We start from the raw sequence: 19,506 nt of genomic DNA on the forward strand, positions 1-19,506 counted from the left end.
GGCGTCTGAAAATGACATACTGAGAGGTTAAATTGAGCAATAAAATCGTTACTTTAGAGATAGATCTCGAACCTTCCGATAACCGCCGTCTTGCCAGTCTGTGCGGTCCTTTCGATGACAACATCAAGCATTTAGAACGTCGTTTAGGCGTTGAAATCAACCACCGTAGTAACTACTTCACGATTGTAGGTAAAGCACATACTGCGACTGCCGCGCTCGACATTCTGAAGACTCTGTATGTCGACACTGCGCCGGTCCGCGGCCAAATCGCCGACATTGAACCGGATCAGATCCATCTGGCAATCAAAGAGTCCGGCGTACTGGAACAGAGCACCGAATCGGAGCTGGTTACGCACGGCAAAGAAGTGTTTGTCAAAACCAAAAAAGGCATCATCAAGCCACGTACGCCAAATCAGGCTCAGTACCTGGTCAACATGGTGACCCACGATATCAGTTTTGGTATTGGCCCGGCCGGTACCGGTAAAACCTACCTGGCGGTTGCAGCAGCGGTTGATGCCCTGGAACGTCAGGAAATCCGTCGCATTCTGCTGACTCGTCCGGCGGTTGAAGCGGGTGAGAAACTGGGCTTTCTGCCCGGTGACCTGAGCCAGAAAGTCGACCCTTACCTGCGTCCGCTCTACGATGCGCTGTTTGAGATGCTCGGCTTTGAACGGGTTGAAAAACTGATTGAACGTAACGTCATTGAAGTGGCTCCGCTGGCTTACATGCGCGGCCGTACCCTGAACGATGCGTTTATCATTCTCGACGAAAGCCAGAACACCACCGTCGAACAGATGAAAATGTTCCTGACCCGGATCGGCTTTAACTCGCGCGCTGTCATCACAGGTGACGTGACCCAGATCGACTTGCCACGCGGTGCTAAATCGGGCCTGCGCCATGCAATCGAAGTACTGAGCGAAGTCGAGGAGATCAGCTTCAACTTCTTCCTCGCCGACGACGTTGTGCGTCACCCAGTGGTGGCTCGTATCGTCAACGCCTATGAGAAGTGGGAAGCCCAGGATCAGAAAGAGCGTAAAGAGTACGAGAAACGCCGTCGTGAAGAGCGTGAATCTAAACTGCTCGAGCAGCAGAAAGCTGAGCTGACAAGCTCAAGCGCCCTGGAAGAGTCTGGTGAGTCATGAGTATCGAACTTGATTTACAACTGGCCGTCGAGGATGAAACCGGGCTGCCGTCGTGTGACGATTTTGCCACCTGGCTGAGTGCAGCCGTCACGCCGTTTCAGCCTCAGGCTGAAGTGACGGTGCGCATCGTCGATGAACAAGAGAGCCACCAGCTCAACCTCGAATACCGCGGCAAAGATAAGTCCACCAACGTGCTGTCTTTTCCGTTCGAAGTGCCGCCCGGTATCGAAATGGATTTGCTCGGTGATCTGGTGATTTGCCGCCAGGTCGTTGAACGCGAAGCAGAAGAGCAAAATAAGCCTCTGCTAGCACACTGGGCCCATATGGTTGTACATGGCAGTCTTCATCTGCTAGGTTATGACCATATCGAGGATGACGAAGCTGAAGAGATGGAGTCCCTCGAAACAGAAATCATGCAGAAAATGGGGTTTGAAGACCCATATCTGGCCGATAAAATCTAGTTTTCCGCTGCCATAACGGCGCGGTTAACTTAATGTGAGCTATCACACATCTGATAGCGTTACCGAATAGAGAAACAATGAACGAAGATAATTCGCCCTATTCTTCCGAAGGAAACAAAGAAAAATCGGACGGTCCGAGTAGAAAGTCCTTCTTTGAGCGCCTAGGTCAGTTATTTCAGGGAGAACCCAAGGATCGTCAGGAACTGGTTGACGTGATCCGCGACTCTGAAGTCAATGACCTGATTGACCATGACACCCGCGATATGCTGGAAGGGGTTATGGAAATTGCCGAAATGCGGGTTCGTGACATCATGATTCCCCGCTCACAAATGGTCACCGTCGAGCGTACCGATAACCTGGACTCGCTGGTCGCCTTGATTACCGATGCGCAGCATTCGCGTTATCCGGTCATCAGCGAAGACAAAGACCATGTGGAAGGCATTCTGCTTGCGAAGGACTTACTCAAATACTTAGGCTCGAACAGCTCCCCGTTTGACATCGAAGAAGTGATCCGCCCGGCGGTGGTGGTGCCTGAAAGCAAACGCGTCGATCGTCTGCTGAAAGAGTTCCGTGAGGAACGATATCACATGTCGATTGTCGTAGATGAGTTCGGGGGGGTTTCCGGCCTGGTGACCATTGAAGATATTCTGGAAGAAATCGTTGGCGATATCGAAGACGAAACCGACGATGAAGAGCAACTGGATATTCGTAAGCTCAGCAAACACACCTATGCGGTGAAGGCGCTGACCACCATCGAAGAATTCAACAATACCTTCGGTACCCGCTTCAGTGATGAAGAAGTGGATACGGTAGGCGGCCTGGTGATGACGGCCTTTGGCCACCTGCCAAGTCGTGGTGAAATCGTGGAAATCGATCGCTACAACTTCAAGGTAACGGCTGCTGATAATCGTCGCGTGGTTCAACTTCAGGTAACCATCCCCGATATGGAAGCTCTTCCGGAGATCAGCGAAGAGTAGTTCAAATCTCTCTTACTTCGGTAAGAGCATCAGAAAAGTTGCAGATGACGAATACAATTCATCGCCTTATGCGGCCGCTTGCGGCCGCTTTTGTTGGCGCCCTCACTACCCTGGCTTTCGCTCCTTATCAACTCTGGCCTGTGGCCATTCTCAGCCCGCTGCTGCTGTTATTGCTGCTCCATAAACAATCCGTCAAAGGCGCTGCGCTGATTGGCTATTGCTGGGGCCTGGGACAGTTTGGCATCGGTATTAACTGGGTTCATATCAGCATTGATACCTTTGGTGGTATGCCCAAAATCGCCAGTGTGTCCCTGATGTTACTGTTAGTCGGCTACCTGGCTATCTATCCGGCGCTGTTCGCCTGGGCGCTCAATCGCTTTTTCCCGACCTCGGGTCGTGGCCGCTTATTACTTGCCGCTCCCGCGCTCTGGCTGGTCAGTGACTGGTTACGCGGCTGGGTGATGACCGGCTTTCCATGGTTGTGGCTTGGTTACAGTCAGATAGACAGTCCGCTCGCCAATTACGCGCCGCTCGGCGGGGTGGAACTGCTGACGCTGATGGTGATGCTGTCCGCTGGCGCACTGGCCCTGACGCTACTGAGTAAAAGTAAAACCCTGCTGCTGATCCCGGCGGTTATCTTTGCTGCCGGCTACGGGCTCAATGCCGCGCGCTGGGTCAAACCGGACACGGACAAAACCACCAAGGTAGCCTTGATTCAGGGCAACATACCTCAGGCACGTAAATGGCTGCCAAGCGAACGCTGGCCAACCATTATGAAGTACACCGACCTCACCCGTGAAAACTGGGATGCGGACATTATTATCTGGCCGGAAGCCGCCGTGCCGGCCTTCGAGTTTGAGCTGACTTCCTACCTGCACAACCTTGATGCGGCAGCACGCCTCAACCACAGTACCATCATCACCGGCATTCTGAATCAGACCGATGACAAGCAGTATTACAATAGCGTGCTGGCCCTGGGTGATACCCCACAAGGCGAATACCAGTACGATGTGTCCCGGCGTTTCCATAAGCATCACCTGTTGCCATTTGGTGAGTTTGTTCCGTTTGAAGACCTGCTGCGTCCGCTGGCGCCGTTCTTCAACCTGCCGATGTCTTCATTTACCGCGGGTGACTATATCCAACCGAATATTATCGCCAGTGGCCATGCCCTGACGCCAGCACTGTGTTACGAAATCATCTTCAACGAGCAGGTACGTGCCAACACCACCGACGACACCGACTTCCTGCTCACCCTGTCCAACGATGCCTGGTTTGGCCGCTCGATTGGCCCGTTACAACATATGGAAATTGCTCGTATGCGCGCGCTGGAACTGGGTAAACCGCTGATTCGTGCCACTAATAACGGCGTGACCGCTGTGACTGACTACCGTGGTCAAATCACCGCCCAAATCCCGCAGTTTGAGACCGGCGTGCTGCGTGCCGAACTGGTGCCGACCCGTGGCCAGACGCCATATCATGCTCTGGGCAGTTGGCCGCTGTATATGTGGACTGCCCTGGCTATGCTGGCCGGCCTGTTGCTGCAACGCCGCCGTCACCATCCTGATGCAGATAGCTGACCATCAAAAACACTAAGAGCCCCGTCGGGGCTCTTAGTGTTTTTGCGTGTTACCGGAACGGATTCTTGTCGTATCACCAGGCTCTTGTCAGGACATCAGGCTCGGTGTCCGCACGAGCAAGTGCTAAGGCTTAAACGGCTGACGACTGAAAGCGGTCGCGCCGCAGCGGGTACAAGGGACAATTTCGGTCGGGTGATTGTATTCCATCCGATGGCCGCAGCTGTCGCACACCAACACGCCCAGTCCAATCATGTCCCCGGCTTTGTACAACCCCTGATGCTCGAGATCCTGAAACAGCTCGACCCACTCCACTTTGGTGCGATCGGTAATATCCAGCAGGCCCTGCCAGATGGAGTTGGTGATCATCAGATAAAACGGGCTGCTTTTTTCCTCTTCATAACTGTCAGCGAACTCTTTAAGGTCAGCTTTTATGTAAGCGGAAATCAGCGCCAGCTCATCTTTGGTCAGGTCATTGGCGGCGGCCACGACTTTGCCGGAAGTGTCCAGAATATGATCGACTTCTTGCGGACTCTTCTTGAGGGTTTCGACCACCTCTTCAACTAAAGCCTCGTAACCCGTTTTTTGTTTTGGCATATGTCACCTCTATCAAACCCGATTGGCTATTGTTGTGCTCCCTTGCTTTAGGTATTCTATGACGATCTATTAGTATCTGTTCAAACTGAACTCACAAATTCCAAGATAACCGGATATCATCGATGCAAGAGCAATACAACCCGCAAGATATTGAACAAAAAGTTCAACAGCATTGGGACGACAACAAGACCTTTGTTGTAAGTGAAGACCCAAATAAAGAAAAATTCTACTGTCTCTCAATGTTCCCGTACCCAAGTGGCCGTCTGCATATGGGTCACGTGCGTAACTACACTATCGGTGATGTGGTCTCTCGTTTCCAGCGTCTGCAAGGCAAAAACGTCATGCAACCAATCGGCTGGGATGCTTTCGGTCTGCCGGCAGAAAACGCTGCAGTCAAAAACAACACTGCGCCAGCGCCGTGGACCTACGAAAATATTGAATACATGAAAAACCAGCTCAAACTGCTGGGTTTTGGCTACGACTGGAACCGCGAATTTGCGACCTGTCGTCCGGAATACTACCGTTGGGAACAAGAGTTCTTCACCAAGCTGTACGAGAAAGGCCTGGTTTATAAGAAGACGTCTTCCGTTAACTGGTGTCCGAACGACCAGACCGTTCTGGCCAACGAACAAGTTGAAGACGGCTGCTGCTGGCGTTGTGATACCCCGGTAGAGCAAAAAGAAATCCCGCAGTGGTTCATCAAGATCACGGCATACGCGCAAGAGCTGCTGGATGATCTGGATAATCTGGATGGCTGGCCGGAAATGGTGAAAACCATGCAGCGCAACTGGATTGGCCGCTCTGAAGGTGTGGAACTTAAGTTTGCAGTCAAAGATCAGGCGCAGGATCTGGAAGTGTACACCACACGTCCGGACACCCTGATGGGTGTGACGTACGTCGGCATCGCTGCCGGTCACCCGCTGGCAACGAAAGCGGCTCAGAGCAACCCTGAACTGGCGGCTTTCATCGAAGAATGTAAAAACACCAAAGTCGCTGAGGCTGAACTGGCGACGATGGAGAAGAAAGGCATGGCAACCGGCCTGACGGCGATTCACCCGCTGAATGGTCGTGAAGTACCGGTTTACGTGGCTAACTTCGTGCTGATGGACTACGGTACAGGCGCGGTGATGGCAGTACCTGCCCACGACCAGCGTGACTACGAGTTCGCCACTAAGTATAACCTGGAGATCATCCCGGTCATCAAACCCGTTGACGGCAGCGAGCTGGACATTTCGGCTGAAGCGTACACCGAGAAAGGTGTGCTGTTTGACTCAGGTGAGTTCGATGGTCTGGAATTCCAGGCCGCGTTCGATGCGATCGCAGCCAAACTGGAAGCAGAAGGTAAAGGGGTCAAAACCGTTAATTTCCGTCTGCGCGACTGGGGTGTATCCCGTCAGCGTTACTGGGGTGCGCCAATCCCGATGGTCACCACTGAAGACGGTGAAGTTCATCCGGTTCCGGCTGACCAGCTGCCGGTCATTCTGCCGGAAGATGTGGTAATGGACGGCGTCACCAGCCCGATCAAAGCGGACAAAGAGTGGGCGAAAACCACCTTTAACGGTGAACCGGCTCTGCGTGAAACCGACACATTCGATACCTTCATGGAATCGTCTTGGTACTACGCGCGCTACTGTAGCCCGCAAGCCGATGACATCCTGGATCCGGAAAAAGCGAACTACTGGCTGCCGGTTGACCAGTACATCGGTGGTATCGAGCACGCGTGTATGCACCTGCTGTACTCACGTTTCTTCCACAAACTGCTGCGTGATGCCGGGTATGTGACTTCTGACGAGCCATTTAAACAGCTGCTGTGCCAGGGTATGGTGCTGGCCGATGCGTTCTACTACACCAACGAGAAAGGCACCAAAGAGTGGGTTTCTCCGACGGAAGTGAAAGTAGAACGTGACGCGAAAGGGCGCATCGCTTCTGCTGTCGACGGCGAAGGCCGCAACGTTGCACACTCAGGCATGATCAAAATGTCTAAGTCGAAAAACAACGGTATCGACCCGCAGGAAATGGTCGACAAATACGGTGCAGACACCGTACGTCTGTTCATGATGTTTGCTTCACCGGCGGATATGACGCTGGAGTGGCAGGAATCAGGCGTTGAAGGTGCCAACCGCTTCCTGAAACGCGTCTGGAAACTGGTGCGTGAGCACGCAGAGAAAGGCGCAGCCGGCGCGGTTGACGCGGCAGCACTGAACGCAGACCAGAAAGCGCTGCGTCGTGATGTCCACAAAACCATCGCCAAAGTGACCGATGATATTGCCCGTCGTCAGACCTTCAACACCGCAATTGCAGCGATCATGGAGCTGATGAACAAGCTGGCGAAAGCACCACAGGAAGAGGCTCAGGATCGTGCAATTCTGGATGAAGCACTGAAAGCGATCACGCTGATGCTGTACCCGATTGCACCGCACATCTGTTTTGAAATGTGGAATGCTCTGGGTCAGGCAGACATCGACAGCGCGGCATGGCCAACCTTCGATGAAGCGGCTCTGGTTGAAGACGAAAAACTGATCGTTCTGCAGGTTAACGGTAAGCTGCGCGGCAAACTGACGGTAGCGGCGGACGCGACGAAAGAGCAAGTCGAAGAGCTTGGTCTGAAAGACGAAAACGTGCTGAAGTTCACCGACGGCAAAACCATTCGCAAAGTTATCTATGTTCCGGGCAAACTGCTGAACATCGTTGCGAACTAATTCCGTCTCTGACGGTCTGTAAACAGGGCTTTGGCCCTGTTTACTTATCTCAGCCCATCATGGTGGTGGGCTGAGATAAGTAAATCCATTTCATGAGAAAGTAGCCCCATGCGTTTGACATTGTCATCTACATTGAAGTTATCACTGGTTGTTCTGACCGCCTCCCTGCTCAGTGCCTGCGGTTTTCACCTGCGTGGTGACTACGATGTTCCGGAAGAACTGAGCACGATGTCGGTCACCAGTTACGACCAATACAGCACCTTTACCCGTTTAGTGAAAGGTCAGCTGCGCCTGAATGAAATCGCCCTGGTCAGCCCGAGCGAAAATGTGCCAAACCTGCATCTGCTGAGTGAAGGCATCAGCGAGCGCACTCTGTCGCTGTACCAAAACGCACGCACGGCAGAAAAAGAGCTGACCTTCCGCGCCTCTTACCGTGTTCTTATTCCTGAGCTGGGTGAAAAAACCTTCTCCACCAGCGTGACCCGCAGCTACCTGGATAACCCGCTGACTGCACTGGCAAAATCGGTCGAACGCGACATGATTGAAGATGAAATGCGCAAACTGGCCGCGAGTCAGATTGTGCGTCAGATGGCACGTCTTAAAGCCTCGATCGAATCCGGTCATATGGACGATCCGCAAACCGGTGATACCCATTCGGATTACCAGGTCAACACCGTTCAAGAGCCAGCCGCTGCCGGCAACACTCAGTAGGCAGTCTGATGAGATTGTATGCTGACAAACTGGCCGACGCGCTGCAAAAGTCGCTGCTGCCGGTTTATCTGGTGTTCGGCAACGAGCCTTTGCTGATTCAGGAATCGCGCAGCGCGATTGAACAGCAGGCGCGCAGCCAGGGTTTTGAGGAAAAACATCGTTTTCAGATCGATGCCAGCCTCGACTGGAACGAAGTGTATGACTGCTGCCAGTCAATGAGCCTGTTTTCCAGCCGTCAGTTGATCGAGCTGGAAATTCCCGAGGCGGGTCTGAATGCCGCCGCAGGTAAAGAGCTGGCCAAGCTGGCTGACAGCCTCAATCCGGATATTTTGCTGGTCATCGTCGGTCCGAAACCGACCCGGGCGCAGGAAAACAGCGCCTGGTTTAAGGCGCTGAGTGCGCACGGCGTGATGGTCAACTGCCTGACGCCCGACATCAGCCGCCTGCCCCAGTTTGTTACCACGCGCTGCCGGGCGTTAGGTTTACAGCCCGACGCCGAAGCGGTTCAAATGCTGGCACAGTGGCACGAAGGTAACCTGTTTGCCCTGGCCCAGAGCCTGGAGAAACTGCTCCTGCTTTACCCGGATCGCCAGCTCACTCTGGTGAGACTGGAAGAGTCGCTCAGCCGCCATAACCACTTTACACCGTTTCACTGGATTGATGCGCTGCTGGAAGGCAAAGCCAACCGTGCTCAGCGCATATTGCGCCAGCAAGCGGCCGAAGGCGTGGAGCCGATTATCCTGATGCGAACAGCACAAAAAGAGCTGTTTCAGCTGCTGCAGATGCGCCAGGCGATGAACAGTCAGCCTATCGGTAGCCTGTTTGATAAATATCGTATCTGGCAAAACAAACGTCCGTTATACGCCGCCGCTCTGCAACGTCTGTCAGTGCAGCATCTGCAACATCTGGTGCGCTTACTTGCCCAATGCGAAATTGTGGCAAAAACTCAATATGAACAGTCGCCCTGGCCGTTATTACACCAACTGAGCCTGGAGTGCTGTGTTCCGCAGGCAAACTTACCCTTGCCTGCCTGAAGCGTGCTATAGTGCCGCGCTTTTTTCATATCTTGTTATCGTTATTTATTTCAGAGGAACATTCCCTTGCAACGTGAAGAACTCAAAGACTTTCTTGCCGACAAAGCCGACGACATGAAAGCGGTCGACATTATTACCCTGGATGTGATCGGTAAATCCAGCGTCACCGATTACCTGATCATCTGTACCGGGACGTCGAAAAGACACGTTGCGTCCATTGCTGACCATGTGGCCAGCGAAGCCAAAAAAGCCGGCATTGAACCGCTGGGCATTGATGGCGAGAATGAAGGCGAATGGGTCGTGGTCGATATGGGATCAACCATGCTGCACGTGATGCAGGAACAACAGCGCGAGATGTACCAACTGGAAAAACTCTGGAGCTAAGGTGAAGATTCAACTGATCGCCGTTGGCACCAAAATGCCCAAGTGGGTCGAAGAGGGTTTTCAGGAATACCGTCGCCGCTTCCCGCATGATATGCCACTGGAACTGGTGGAAATCAGCGCCGGTAAGCGGGGCAAAAACGCCGACATTGCAAGAATTCTGCAAAAAGAAGGCGAAGCCATGCTGGCAGCCGTGCCAAAGGGTAACCGAATTGTTACTCTTGACATTCCCGGTAAGCGTTGGGACACCGAACAACTGGCGCAACAGCTGGAAAGCTGGAAACTGGATGCCCGGGATGTATCGATCCTGATTGGTGGCCCGGAAGGTCTGGCACCGGCGTGTAAAGCCGCCGCAGAGCAGAGCTGGTCATTATCACCGTTGACCCTGCCCCACCCACTGGTGCGAGTTGTGATGGCAGAAAGCCTGTACCGCGCCTGGAGTATTACCGCTAATCACCCTTATCACCGAGAATAGAGACTGATGTTACGTAAGCGTAACCCTATTCGAGACTATCTGGCAGAAGCACGGTTATTTCGTAACCGTGCTATTGTATCTTTTGTCGGCATTGTCTTGATGATGGGGATACTGGTCGCCAACCTGTACAACATCCAGGTGAACCAGTATCAGGATTATAAAACCCGTTCCAATGATAACCGCATCAAAGTCGTCCCTATCGCTCCCAACCGCGGCCTGATATACGACCGCAACGGTGTTTTGCTGGCTGAAAACCGCCCTGTCTTTAACCTGGAAATCATCCCGGAAAAAGTCAAAGACATGGACGACACCATCACGCGCTTACAACAGATTCTGCAAATCACGCCGGAACAAATCGCCGCGTTTGACAAAGAGCGTCGTCAAACCCGCCGCTTTAATTCGGTGCCGCTGCTGACCCAGCTGACTCAGCAGGAAGTGGCCAAATTTTCCGTTCAACAGTACAAGTTTCCCGGCGTGTCGGTGACAGCCAACCTCAAGCGCTTCTACCCGTACGGCGAAGTGCTGACCCACGTGCTCGGTTACGTATCACGAATCAATGACCGCGACATGCGTCGTCTTGAGCAAGAAGGCAAAGAAGCCAACTACCAGGCTACGCGTGATATCGGTAAGCTCGGCATCGAACGTTACTACGAAGATGTGCTGCACGGCACCGCCGGTTACCAGGAAGTGGAAGTCAACAGCCGCGGCCGTATCATCCGCACTCTGAAATACGTTCCGCCTACGCCGGGCAAAGATATCGTCCTCAATCTCGATATCGATCTGCAAGTCTATGTGCATAACCTGCTGGAAGGCCGTCGTGGCTCAGCCGTGGTGCTGGATCCGAAAGATAATGGCGTACTGGCCATGGTATCGAGTCCGAGCTACGATCCGAATGCGTTTGTGCACGGCATTTCAAGCAAGGCGTACAGCGCGCTGCTCAACGACAAAAACCGCCCGCTGGTTAACCGCACCACTCTCGGGATTTATCCGCCAGCATCAACAGTCAAACCCTTTATCGCGGTGTCGGCACTGGAAGAAGGCGTCATTACACCCAACACCACCCGCAATGACCCGGGTTACTGGCGCATTCCAAACTCGAAAACCCGTCCGTTCCGTGACTGGTCCCGCTGGGGACACGGTACAGTGAATGTGACCAAAGCACTGGAAGAATCGGTCGATACTTTCTTTTATCAGGTCGCGTATGACATGGGCATCGACCGCCTGTCGACCTGGATGATGAAATTCGGCTTTGGCGACTACACCGGTATTGATATCCACGAAGAAAGTACCGCTAACATGCCTACGCGTGAGTGGAAAATGGCCCGCCACCGCACGCCTTGGTATCAGGGCGACACGATACCGGTGGGTATCGGCCAGGGTTACTGGACCGCGACCCCGATGCAAATCGCTAAGGCGACCTCGGTGCTGGTCCATCACGGTGAGGTGATTGCGCCGCACTTGCTGCGTTCAACCATCAACAATGGTGACAAATTCTCGACCCAGAAAGAGACCGAATACACCACCTATCCGCCGATCACCGGTGTACCGGACAAATACTGGAATATCGCCATCGAAGGCATGCACCTGGTCAACCACGGCAGCCGTGGTACCGCACGCCGCGCCTTTTACGGCTCTGAATACCAGAGTGCCGGTAAGTCCGGTACTGCTCAGGTATTTGGCCTGGCGGAAGGCCAGAAATATAACGCCGACGAACTGGCCGAGCATCTGCGCGACCATGCGCTGTACACCAGTTTTGCGCCGGTCGATAACCCGCAGGCGATTGTCACCATAGTGCTGGAGAACGCCGGTGGCGGCTCAAGTCATGGTGCACCGGTTGCCAGACAGATCTTTGACCACATTATTCTCAAGAAAGACGATAAGGCAAAACAGGAATGAAACTCGATCCTTCTACCGGCCGGAACCGGGCCTTTTTCGAACGCTTGCATATCGACCTGCCGCTGCTGCTGGGATTGCTGGTCGTGATGGGATTTGGCCTGGTGGTGATGTACAGTGCCAGCGGCCAGAGCCTGGCGATGATGGATCGTCAGGCAATGCGTATGGTGCTGGCGCTGGCAGTGATGATCGGCTTGGCCCAGTTGCCACCGCGTACCTACGAGCGCCTGGCACCGGGACTGTTTTTTGTCGGCGTGATCCTGCTGCTGGGAGTACTGTTTTTTGGTGAAGTCTCCAAAGGTGCTCAGCGCTGGCTGAATTTGGGCTTTGTCCGTTTCCAGCCATCGGAATTACTCAAACTGGCGGTGCCTTTGATGGTGGCACGCTATATCGGCAAGCGTCCGCTGCCGCCGAGTTTTCAGACTCTGATGATTTCGGCTGTCATGGTGTTCTTTCCAACCATACTGATCGCCAAACAGCCCGACCTCGGCACCTCGATTCTGATCGCCGCCTCCGGAGTGTTTGTTATCTTTCTGGCTGGTATCAGCTGGAAAATTATCGTCGCGGCGGCCATGGCGGTCGGTGCGTTTGTGCCGGTGCTGTGGTTTTTCCTGATGCACGAGTATCAGAAAACCCGGGTACGTACTCTGTTTAACCCGGAGTCCGACCCGCTCGGTGCCGGTTACCACATTATCCAGAGTAAAATTGCTATCGGTTCGGGCGGGATTTCCGGAAAAGGCTGGCTGCACGGCACCCAGTCCAACCTGGAATTCTTACCTGAACGACATACTGACTTTATCTTTGCAGTAATCGCCGAAGAATGGGGCATGATAGGCATTCTTGCGCTATTGGCAGTTTACTTATTTATTATTGGCCGCGGACTCTACCTGGCAAGCAACGCACAAACCGCATTCGGTCGCATGATGGCCGGCAGTATTGTGCTAAGCTTTTTTGTTTATGTGTTTGTAAACATCGGGATGGTAAGCGGTATTTTGCCGGTAGTGGGTGTACCTCTTCCACTGATCAGCTATGGCGGTACTTCTATGGTCACCCTCATGGCAGGATTTGGTATTCTGATGTCAATCCATACCCATAGAAAAGCGTTTTCGAAGGCAAACTAATGATGCACTCCAAGCTCCTTGTTACCTTTTGCTGCGCCGCAATCCTGGCCGGCTGTAGTACCACCCCATCCGGGCGCTACGAGATCGACGATGATGTGGCGCCTGATACGCCAATGTCGGTCGATCATATTGAAGATGCCAACCCGCAGTACGAACCGTACAGTCTCGGAGGCAACAAAGATTACACCCTACGCGGTGTCAATTATCAGATTGAAAAACAGACGTCGGGCTTTAAACAGCGCGGCAAAGCGTCCTGGTACGGTAAAAAGTTTCATGGTCACCTGACCTCAAACGGCGAAATTTATGACATGTACTCAATGAGCGCTGCGCATAAAACCCTGCCGCTGCCGAGTTATGTCAAAGTGACCAATCTGGATAATGGCAAATCGACCGTGGTGCGGGTCAATGACCGCGGCCCTTTCCACTCCGGGCGCATCATAGATTTAAGTTATGCCGCAGCGTATAAAATCGGTGTGGTTCAGGCCGGCACCGCGAATGTAGAGATCGAGGTGATTGCCGTCAACAAAAGCAGTGATGCCAAGCCGAAATCCGGTGCACCTCAGTACATCATTCAGGTGGCATCTTCACAAAATGAACAAAGAGTGCGAACTTTAGCGCAAGAAATGGGTCAAAGCCTTTCAGTGCAAAGTTTTGTCGAGAGTATTGACCAAAGCCATCGCCTGTTTCTGGGACCGTTCAGTGATTACACACAAACACAGGACACCCTCGAAAAGGTGAAAGCTCTGGGGTACGATACTGCCTTTATTAAAAAGCACTCAGTCACGCAATAATGGCATCCCAAGCCCGACCTGATTGGTCAGGTCTGGTTTGAGAAGTCGTTTCTGTTAATATAACGAACAATTAATTAAACAATTCGCATTCATCATGAAAAAAACCATCCTAAATTCTGTTTTAGCGTCTTCAATTGCGCTTTCCGCTACGTTCACCAGCACAGCTAACGCTTCTCCTGTCGTAATTCCAGATGCGCCACAGATCGCGGCAAAAGGTTTTGTACTGATGGACTATCATTCAGGCAAAGTTCTTGCCCAGAAAGAAATGAATACCAAGCTGTCTCCAGCCAGCCTGACCAAAATGATGACCAGCTACGTCATCGGCCAGGAACTGAAGCGCGGTAACATTTCTAACGATGATGACGTCACTATCAGCCGTAATGCCTGGGCGAAGAACTTCCCGGAATCATCAAAGATGTTCATCGAAGTCGGCACGACGGTCAAAGTACGCGATCTGAACCAGGGCATCATTGTTCAGTCAGGTAACGACGCCTGTGTCGCAATGGCAGAACACATTGCCGGCTCAGAAGATGCGTTCGTCGATCTGATGAACGCCTGGGGCAGCAGCCTGGGTATGAAAGATACCCACTTTGCCAACGTGCACGGCCTGGACAACGCGGACCTGTACACCACGCCTTACGACATGGCGCTGCTTGGTCAGGCTCTGATCCGTGACGTTCCGAACGAGTACAAAATCTACTCAGAGAAGAAATTCACTTACAACGGCATCACTCAGTACAACCGTAACGGTCTGCTGTGGGATAAAAGCATGAACGTGGACGGCATCAAAACCGGTCACACCACCAACGCAGGTTTTAACCTGGTCAGCTCGGCAACCGAAGGCAAGATGCGTCTGGTTGCCGTTGTTATGGGCACCAAAGACATGAACGCACGTAAATCAGAGAGCAAAAAGCTACTGAGCTACGGCTTCCGTTTCTTTGAAACCGTTGAACCACACAAAGCGGGCGAAACTTTCGTCAACGAAAAAGTATGGATGGGTGACAAGTCAACGGTTGCTCTGGGTGTAGGCGAAGACACTTACGTCACTCTGCCACGCGGCCAGGCGAAAGATCTGACTGCCAGCTTCGTGCTGGAAAAAGAGCTGAAAGCTCCTATCCAGAAAGGCGAAAAAGTCGGTACTCTGTACTACCAGGTAAACGGTGAAGATGTAGCACAACGTCCTCTGCTGGCGCTGGAAAACGTCGAAGAAGGTAGCATGTTCAGCCGTCTGTGGGACTACATTGTCCTGCTATTCAAAGGCTTGTTCTAAACCGACCGGCAGTGAGCCGTAAGGTGTAAACCTGTCAGACAAAGCCGCCAGCAGGCGGCTTTTTTGCGTGACTTGAGATCGCTGTCAATAGGCTGTACTATTCGACACCGTTATTGAATACCAAACTTGGAGTTTCCAATATGTTGACCATCAACTCTGATGCAAAATTGAAAGACCTGCTAGAGTTCCCATGCTCGTTTACTTACAAAGTGATGGGTCATGCGAAACCTGAGCTGCCAGAGCTTGTGTTGGAAGTTATTCAGCGCCATGCTCCAGGTGATTACAGCCCACGCGTCAAACCAAGCGGCAAAGGCAACTACCACTCAGTGTCAGTGACTATCACTGCAATTTCAATTGAGCAGGTAGAAGTGCTGTACAAAGAGCTGGGCGATATTGAAATCGTACGCATGGTACTGTAAGCGGCTCAATCTGGATTTATTTGATATATTCAATTTTTTTTGAAAGCAGCCACTGGCTGCTTTTTGTTTATTTATCAATAAATTAAAATAGTTACATAAATTTCAGGGTCAAAAATAGTGCTTCGATCTGTAGTTCAAAACGCTGAACACGTTTATAATCCCAGCACTTTATATATCACTGACGGACTTCTACGATGGATAACCAGCTTGTTGTCAGACGATTAGGTCGACAGGATTACCATCCTGTTTGGCAGGCAATGCATGACTTTACCGATCAACGCGATGACAGCACCTGCGATGAAGTATGGCTTGTCGAACACAACCCGGTGTTCACCCAGGGTCAGGCCGGTAAAGCCGAACACCTTCTCAACACTGGTGACATTCCGGTTGTACAAAGTGATCGTGGCGGCCAGGTGACTTATCACGGTCCCGGTCAGATCGTCGCTTACTTCCTGATTAATCTGCGTCGTAAGAGCCTCGGAGTACGAGAACTCGTCACTGATATTGAGAACCTCGTAATTAACACGTTAAAAGCTTACAATATCGACTCTGCCGCGCGCCCGGATGCTCCTGGCGTTTATGTCGATGGTAAAAAAATCTGCTCACTCGGTCTTAGAATTCGTAAAGGCTGTTCGTTCCATGGTTTAGCGCTCAACGTCAACATGGACCTCTCTCCTTTTCAGCGTATCAACCCATGCGGTTACCAAGGTATGCAAATGGTGCAAGTGAGCGATTTAGGCGGCCCGGGTGATATCGCGGACGTCGAGCAACAACTCATAAAAGAACTCGTCAGCCTGTTTGGTTACGAACAAGTAGAATTCAGCACTGAAGCACCTGTCATAGGTAAGAAAGCATGAGCAAACCAATCCAAATGGAAAAAGGCGTAAAATACCGTGACGCCGACAAAATGGCATTAATTCCAGTTAAAAACATGCCTGCCGAGCAGAAAGAAATCCTGCGTAAACCGGAATGGATGAAAATCAAACTGCCTGCGGACAGTCAGCGTATTCAGGACATCAAGTCAGCAATGCGCAAAAATAATCTCCATTCTGTGTGTGAAGAAGCATCCTGCCCTAACCTGGCCGAATGTTTTAACCACGGTACTGCAACCTTTATGATTCTGGGTGCTATCTGTACCCGTCGTTGTCCATTCTGTGACGTTGCCCATGGCCGTCCTCTGACTCCGGATGCACAAGAGCCGCACAAACTGGCTCAGACCATCAAGGACATGAAGCTGAAATACGTGGTGATCACCTCAGTGGATCGTGATGACCTGCGTGACGGCGGTGCTCAGCACTTCGCGGACTGCAACCGCGAGATCCGTGCTCTGAACCCTGAAATCCGCATTGAAACCCTGGTTCCTGACTTCCGTGGTCGTATGGATGTGGCGCTGGATCTGCTAAAAGATAACCCGCCAGATGTATTCAACCACAACCTGGAAACTGCACCGCGCCTGTACCGTAAAGCGCGCCCTGGTGCCAACTACAAATGGTCACTGGAACTGCTGCGTAAGTTCAAAGAGATGCATCCGGACGTTCCGACCAAATCAGGCCTGATGATGGGTCTGGGCGAAACCAAAGAAGAGATCGTCGAAGTACTGAAAGATCTGCGCGCTCACGGTGTGACTATGCTGACTCTGGGTCAGTATCTGGCTCCGAGCCGTCACCACCTGCCGGTAGAACGCTATGTGCCGCCATCGGAGTTTGATGAGCTGAAAGACATCGCACTGGAGCTGGGCTTCACTCACGCGGCCTGTGGCCCGTTCGTCCGTTCGTCTTACCATGCGGATCTGCAAGCGAAAGGCATGGAAGTCAAATAATTTCCCGCCTTTGCTTTAAAAACCGGCTTAAACGCCGGTTTTTTTATTTCTGCACATCAGCCGGCAACGACAGCGCTTGAGATGGGCAGAGAAAATAGTCTACACTTTGCGCAACTATGTATATACGGACATGATGTCCTGTAAGGATGACCAGAATGACCAAACTGAGCCTGCTGGCTATGGTAGCAGTGGCGACAGCATCCGGCTGTGCGTCGAATACCACACAGGACAACTATCGCGAAGCCTCGTTTGAACTGTGCAACACAGAAGTGAACATCTACTCACTCAGTGACGACGGACGGGTGCGGATTGTCTGTGCCGACGGCGCTAAATTCGCCCTGCAGCAAGAGAGTACACTAGAAACCATGCGTGATATTAATATCGACTACTGTGATGGTGAAGGACTGGGTAAATTCAGCGAAAGCAACAGCTACTATCTGTTCAAATGTAAATCCGGCACTCTGCTGAGCATTGCCAAGTAATCCGGCGTGCTATCTGCCCGTGATACGTTTTGTCTATGGGACATGTTGTCTATGACACATCTGTCCGGGCGACGGACATAATCAGCGCCACTGAAGCACCTGTATTGAATCAACCTCAGTACCGGTACTTAAAAAAGATATAAAAAAGGCCTGCATCATGCAGGCCTTTAACGTAGATGGGCTCATTTACGCGTTAGCGTAACTGGCTTATCGGCACTTAAGCGTAAACTGGCAGACGTTTACAGATTTCCAGAACTTTCTGTTTGGTTGCTTCGATCACAGACTCATCGTTGATGTTGTCCAGAACGTCACACATCCAGTCAGCCAGGTTCTTCGCATCTTGCTCAGTGAAACCACGACGAGTGATCGCCGGAGTACCAACACGGATACCAGAAGTCACGAACGGGCTGCGTGGGTCATTTGGCACTGAGTTTTTGTTGACAGTGATGTTTGCTGCACCCAAAACGGCGTCTGCTTCTTTACCTGTGATGTTTTTATCAATCAGATCAACCAGGAACAGGTGGTTTTCAGTACCGTTAGAGACGATCTTGTAACCGCGCTCCTGGAACTGAGCAACCATAGCTTTCGCGTTTTGTACGACACGCTGTTGGTATGCTTTGAATTCAGGTTCCATCGCTTCTTTGAACGCGACGGCTTTACCAGCGATCACGTGCATCAGAGGGCCACCCTGACCACCAGGGAATACCGCTGAGTTCAGCTTTTTGTACATCTCTTCACCAGCGTTTGACAGGATCAAACCGCCACGTGGGCCAGCCAGTGTTTTGTGAGTTGTCGTAGTCACAACGTGTGCGTGAGGGATTGGAGTCGGGTATACACCCGCAGCAATCAGACCCGCTACGTGCGCCATGTCGACAAACAGGTACGCATCCACTTTATCTGCGATTTCACGCATGCGTTTCCAGTCAACGATTTGTGAGTAAGCAGAGAAGCCACCGATGATCATCTTCGGTTTGTGCTCCAGAGCCAGCGCTTCCATTTCGTCGTAGTTGATTTGGCCGCTTTCGTCGATACCGTAAGGAATGACGTTGTAGTGCTTACCAGAGAAGTTAACTGGTGAACCGTGAGTCAGGTGCCCACCGTGCGCCAGGCTCATACCCAGAACTGTATCGCCCGGATTCAGCAGAGCCATGTAAACTGCGCTGTTTGCCTGAGAGCCAGAGTGAGGCTGAACGTTGGCGTATTCACAGCCAAACAGCTGACACGCACGGTCGATAGCCAAAGATTCTGCTTTGTCGACGTACTCACAGCCGCCGTAGTAACGCTTGCCTGGGTAACCTTCAGCGTATTTGTTAGTCAGCTGAGAACCTTGCGCTTCCATGACACGCGGGCTGGTGTAGTTCTCGGAAGCGATTAGCTCAATGTGTTCCTCTTGGCGAAGAGTTTCTTCTTGGATTGCTGCGAATAGCTCCGCATCATAATCAGCGATATTCATATCACGCTTTAGCATCTGTATCTCCTGACTCAGATTGTACTGAAATTGGCAAAAAACTGCACAATGAACCCAACGCAAACGTTTTCGTCACTCTAATGGCGCGCATTCTACATAATTTGATCTGTTGCTTAAAGTCCAAATTGCAGAAAATATCATGCAGTTTTTTCATAATGACAGACGAAGTGTTTTATCTTCCCGCAAAGGAAG

19 protein-coding genes are annotated in these 19,506 nt (G+C 51.9%); 17 read left to right on the top strand and 2 right to left on the bottom strand.

The window, feature by feature from the left end; genetic code table 11:
- The first annotated feature begins 32 nt into the window (after window positions 1–32).
- The 4 genes from KNV97_RS14345 to lnt all read left to right on the top strand — a co-directional run bounded on the left by KNV97_RS14345 (window position 33) and on the right by lnt (window position 4,157).
- A complete protein-coding gene (locus tag KNV97_RS14345; protein WP_136487796.1) occupies window positions 33–1,142 on the top strand; it encodes a PhoH family protein in 1,110 nt (369 codons plus the stop codon).
- Window positions 1,139–1,603, top strand: a complete 465-nt coding sequence (gene ybeY, locus KNV97_RS14350; protein ID WP_218562183.1) for an rRNA maturation RNase YbeY — start codon at window positions 1,139–1,141, stop codon at window positions 1,601–1,603. The genes KNV97_RS14345 and ybeY overlap by 4 nt, the downstream gene beginning before the upstream one ends.
- 77 nt (window positions 1,604–1,680) lie before the next feature.
- Window positions 1,681–2,580: a CNNM family magnesium/cobalt transport protein CorC gene (gene corC / locus KNV97_RS14355; RefSeq protein WP_136487794.1), complete on the top strand. Its 900-nt coding sequence runs from the start codon at window positions 1,681–1,683 to the stop codon at window positions 2,578–2,580.
- Between the two features lie 44 nt (window positions 2,581–2,624).
- On the top strand, window positions 2,625–4,157 hold the full coding sequence (gene lnt, locus KNV97_RS14360) for an apolipoprotein N-acyltransferase (RefSeq protein WP_218562184.1): 1,533 nt from the start codon (window positions 2,625–2,627) through the stop codon (window positions 4,155–4,157).
- A gap of 123 nt (window positions 4,158–4,280) precedes the next feature.
- Here lnt and KNV97_RS14365 read toward each other — a convergent pair whose 3' ends face one another.
- Complete coding sequence (locus KNV97_RS14365; protein ID WP_218562185.1) at window positions 4,281–4,751, bottom strand: zinc ribbon-containing protein; 471 nt, start codon at window positions 4,749–4,751, stop codon at window positions 4,281–4,283.
- Between the two features lie 122 nt (window positions 4,752–4,873).
- Between KNV97_RS14365 and leuS the strand changes: the two genes are divergently transcribed.
- The 13 genes from leuS to KNV97_RS14430 all read left to right on the top strand — a co-directional run bounded on the left by leuS (window position 4,874) and on the right by KNV97_RS14430 (window position 17,846).
- A complete protein-coding gene (gene leuS, locus KNV97_RS14370) occupies window positions 4,874–7,450 on the top strand; it encodes a leucine--tRNA ligase (protein ID WP_218562186.1) in 2,577 nt (858 codons plus the stop codon).
- A gap of 108 nt (window positions 7,451–7,558) precedes the next feature.
- Window positions 7,559–8,161 carry an LPS-assembly lipoprotein LptE gene (locus tag KNV97_RS14375; protein ID WP_136487790.1) on the top strand — a complete coding sequence of 201 codons (603 nt, stop codon included), beginning with the start codon at window positions 7,559–7,561 and terminating at the stop codon, window positions 8,159–8,161.
- 8 nt (window positions 8,162–8,169) lie between these two features.
- Window positions 8,170–9,195, top strand: a complete 1,026-nt coding sequence (holA, locus tag KNV97_RS14380; RefSeq protein WP_218562187.1) for a DNA polymerase III subunit delta — start codon at window positions 8,170–8,172, stop codon at window positions 9,193–9,195.
- Between the two features lie 66 nt (window positions 9,196–9,261).
- Window positions 9,262–9,579, top strand: a complete 318-nt coding sequence (gene rsfS / locus KNV97_RS14385; RefSeq protein ID WP_218562188.1) for a ribosome silencing factor — start codon at window positions 9,262–9,264, stop codon at window positions 9,577–9,579.
- Window position 9,580: 1 nt separating this feature from the next.
- Window positions 9,581–10,051, top strand: coding sequence for a 23S rRNA (pseudouridine(1915)-N(3))-methyltransferase RlmH (rlmH, locus tag KNV97_RS14390; RefSeq protein ID WP_136487787.1), 471 nt, complete (start codon window positions 9,581–9,583; stop codon window positions 10,049–10,051).
- Between the two features lie 6 nt (window positions 10,052–10,057).
- Entirely contained in the window at window positions 10,058–11,947 is a 1,890-nt protein-coding gene (mrdA, locus tag KNV97_RS14395) for a penicillin-binding protein 2 (RefSeq protein ID WP_136487786.1), read from the top strand.
- On the top strand, window positions 11,944–13,065 hold the full coding sequence (rodA, locus tag KNV97_RS14400; protein WP_136487785.1) for a rod shape-determining protein RodA: 1,122 nt from the start codon (window positions 11,944–11,946) through the stop codon (window positions 13,063–13,065). Before mrdA ends, rodA begins: the two co-directional genes overlap by 4 nt.
- A gap of 2 nt (window positions 13,066–13,067) precedes the next feature.
- On the top strand, window positions 13,068–13,856 hold the full coding sequence (locus tag KNV97_RS14405) for a septal ring lytic transglycosylase RlpA family protein (protein WP_136487829.1): 789 nt from the start codon (window positions 13,068–13,070) through the stop codon (window positions 13,854–13,856).
- A 94-nt stretch (window positions 13,857–13,950) separates the two neighbouring features.
- Window positions 13,951–15,126: a serine hydrolase gene (locus KNV97_RS14410; protein WP_136487784.1), complete on the top strand. Its 1,176-nt coding sequence runs from the start codon at window positions 13,951–13,953 to the stop codon at window positions 15,124–15,126.
- 140 nt (window positions 15,127–15,266) lie between these two features.
- Window positions 15,267–15,545 carry a DUF493 family protein YbeD gene (ybeD, locus tag KNV97_RS14415; protein ID WP_136487783.1) on the top strand — a complete coding sequence of 93 codons (279 nt, stop codon included), beginning with the start codon at window positions 15,267–15,269 and terminating at the stop codon, window positions 15,543–15,545.
- Between the two features lie 194 nt (window positions 15,546–15,739).
- On the top strand, window positions 15,740–16,402 hold the full coding sequence (lipB, locus tag KNV97_RS14420; protein ID WP_136487782.1) for a lipoyl(octanoyl) transferase LipB: 663 nt from the start codon (window positions 15,740–15,742) through the stop codon (window positions 16,400–16,402).
- Entirely contained in the window at window positions 16,399–17,364 is a 966-nt protein-coding gene (gene lipA / locus KNV97_RS14425; RefSeq protein ID WP_136487781.1) for a lipoyl synthase, read from the top strand. Before lipB ends, lipA begins: the two co-directional genes overlap by 4 nt.
- 155 nt (window positions 17,365–17,519) lie before the next feature.
- On the top strand, window positions 17,520–17,846 hold the full coding sequence (locus KNV97_RS14430; protein WP_218562189.1) for a hypothetical protein: 327 nt from the start codon (window positions 17,520–17,522) through the stop codon (window positions 17,844–17,846).
- Window positions 17,847–18,063: 217 nt separating this feature from the next.
- Here the strand turns inward: KNV97_RS14430 and glyA are convergent, their stop codons facing one another.
- Window positions 18,064–19,314 (bottom strand): serine hydroxymethyltransferase, encoded by a 1,251-nt coding sequence (glyA, locus tag KNV97_RS14435; RefSeq protein ID WP_136487779.1) that lies wholly within the window; start codon window positions 19,312–19,314, stop codon window positions 18,064–18,066.
- Window positions 19,315–19,506 lie beyond the last annotated feature (192 nt).

It is taken from the genome of Vibrio ostreae (assembly GCF_019226825.1).
Lineage (GTDB): Bacteria > Pseudomonadota > Gammaproteobacteria > Enterobacterales > Vibrionaceae > Vibrio > Vibrio ostreae.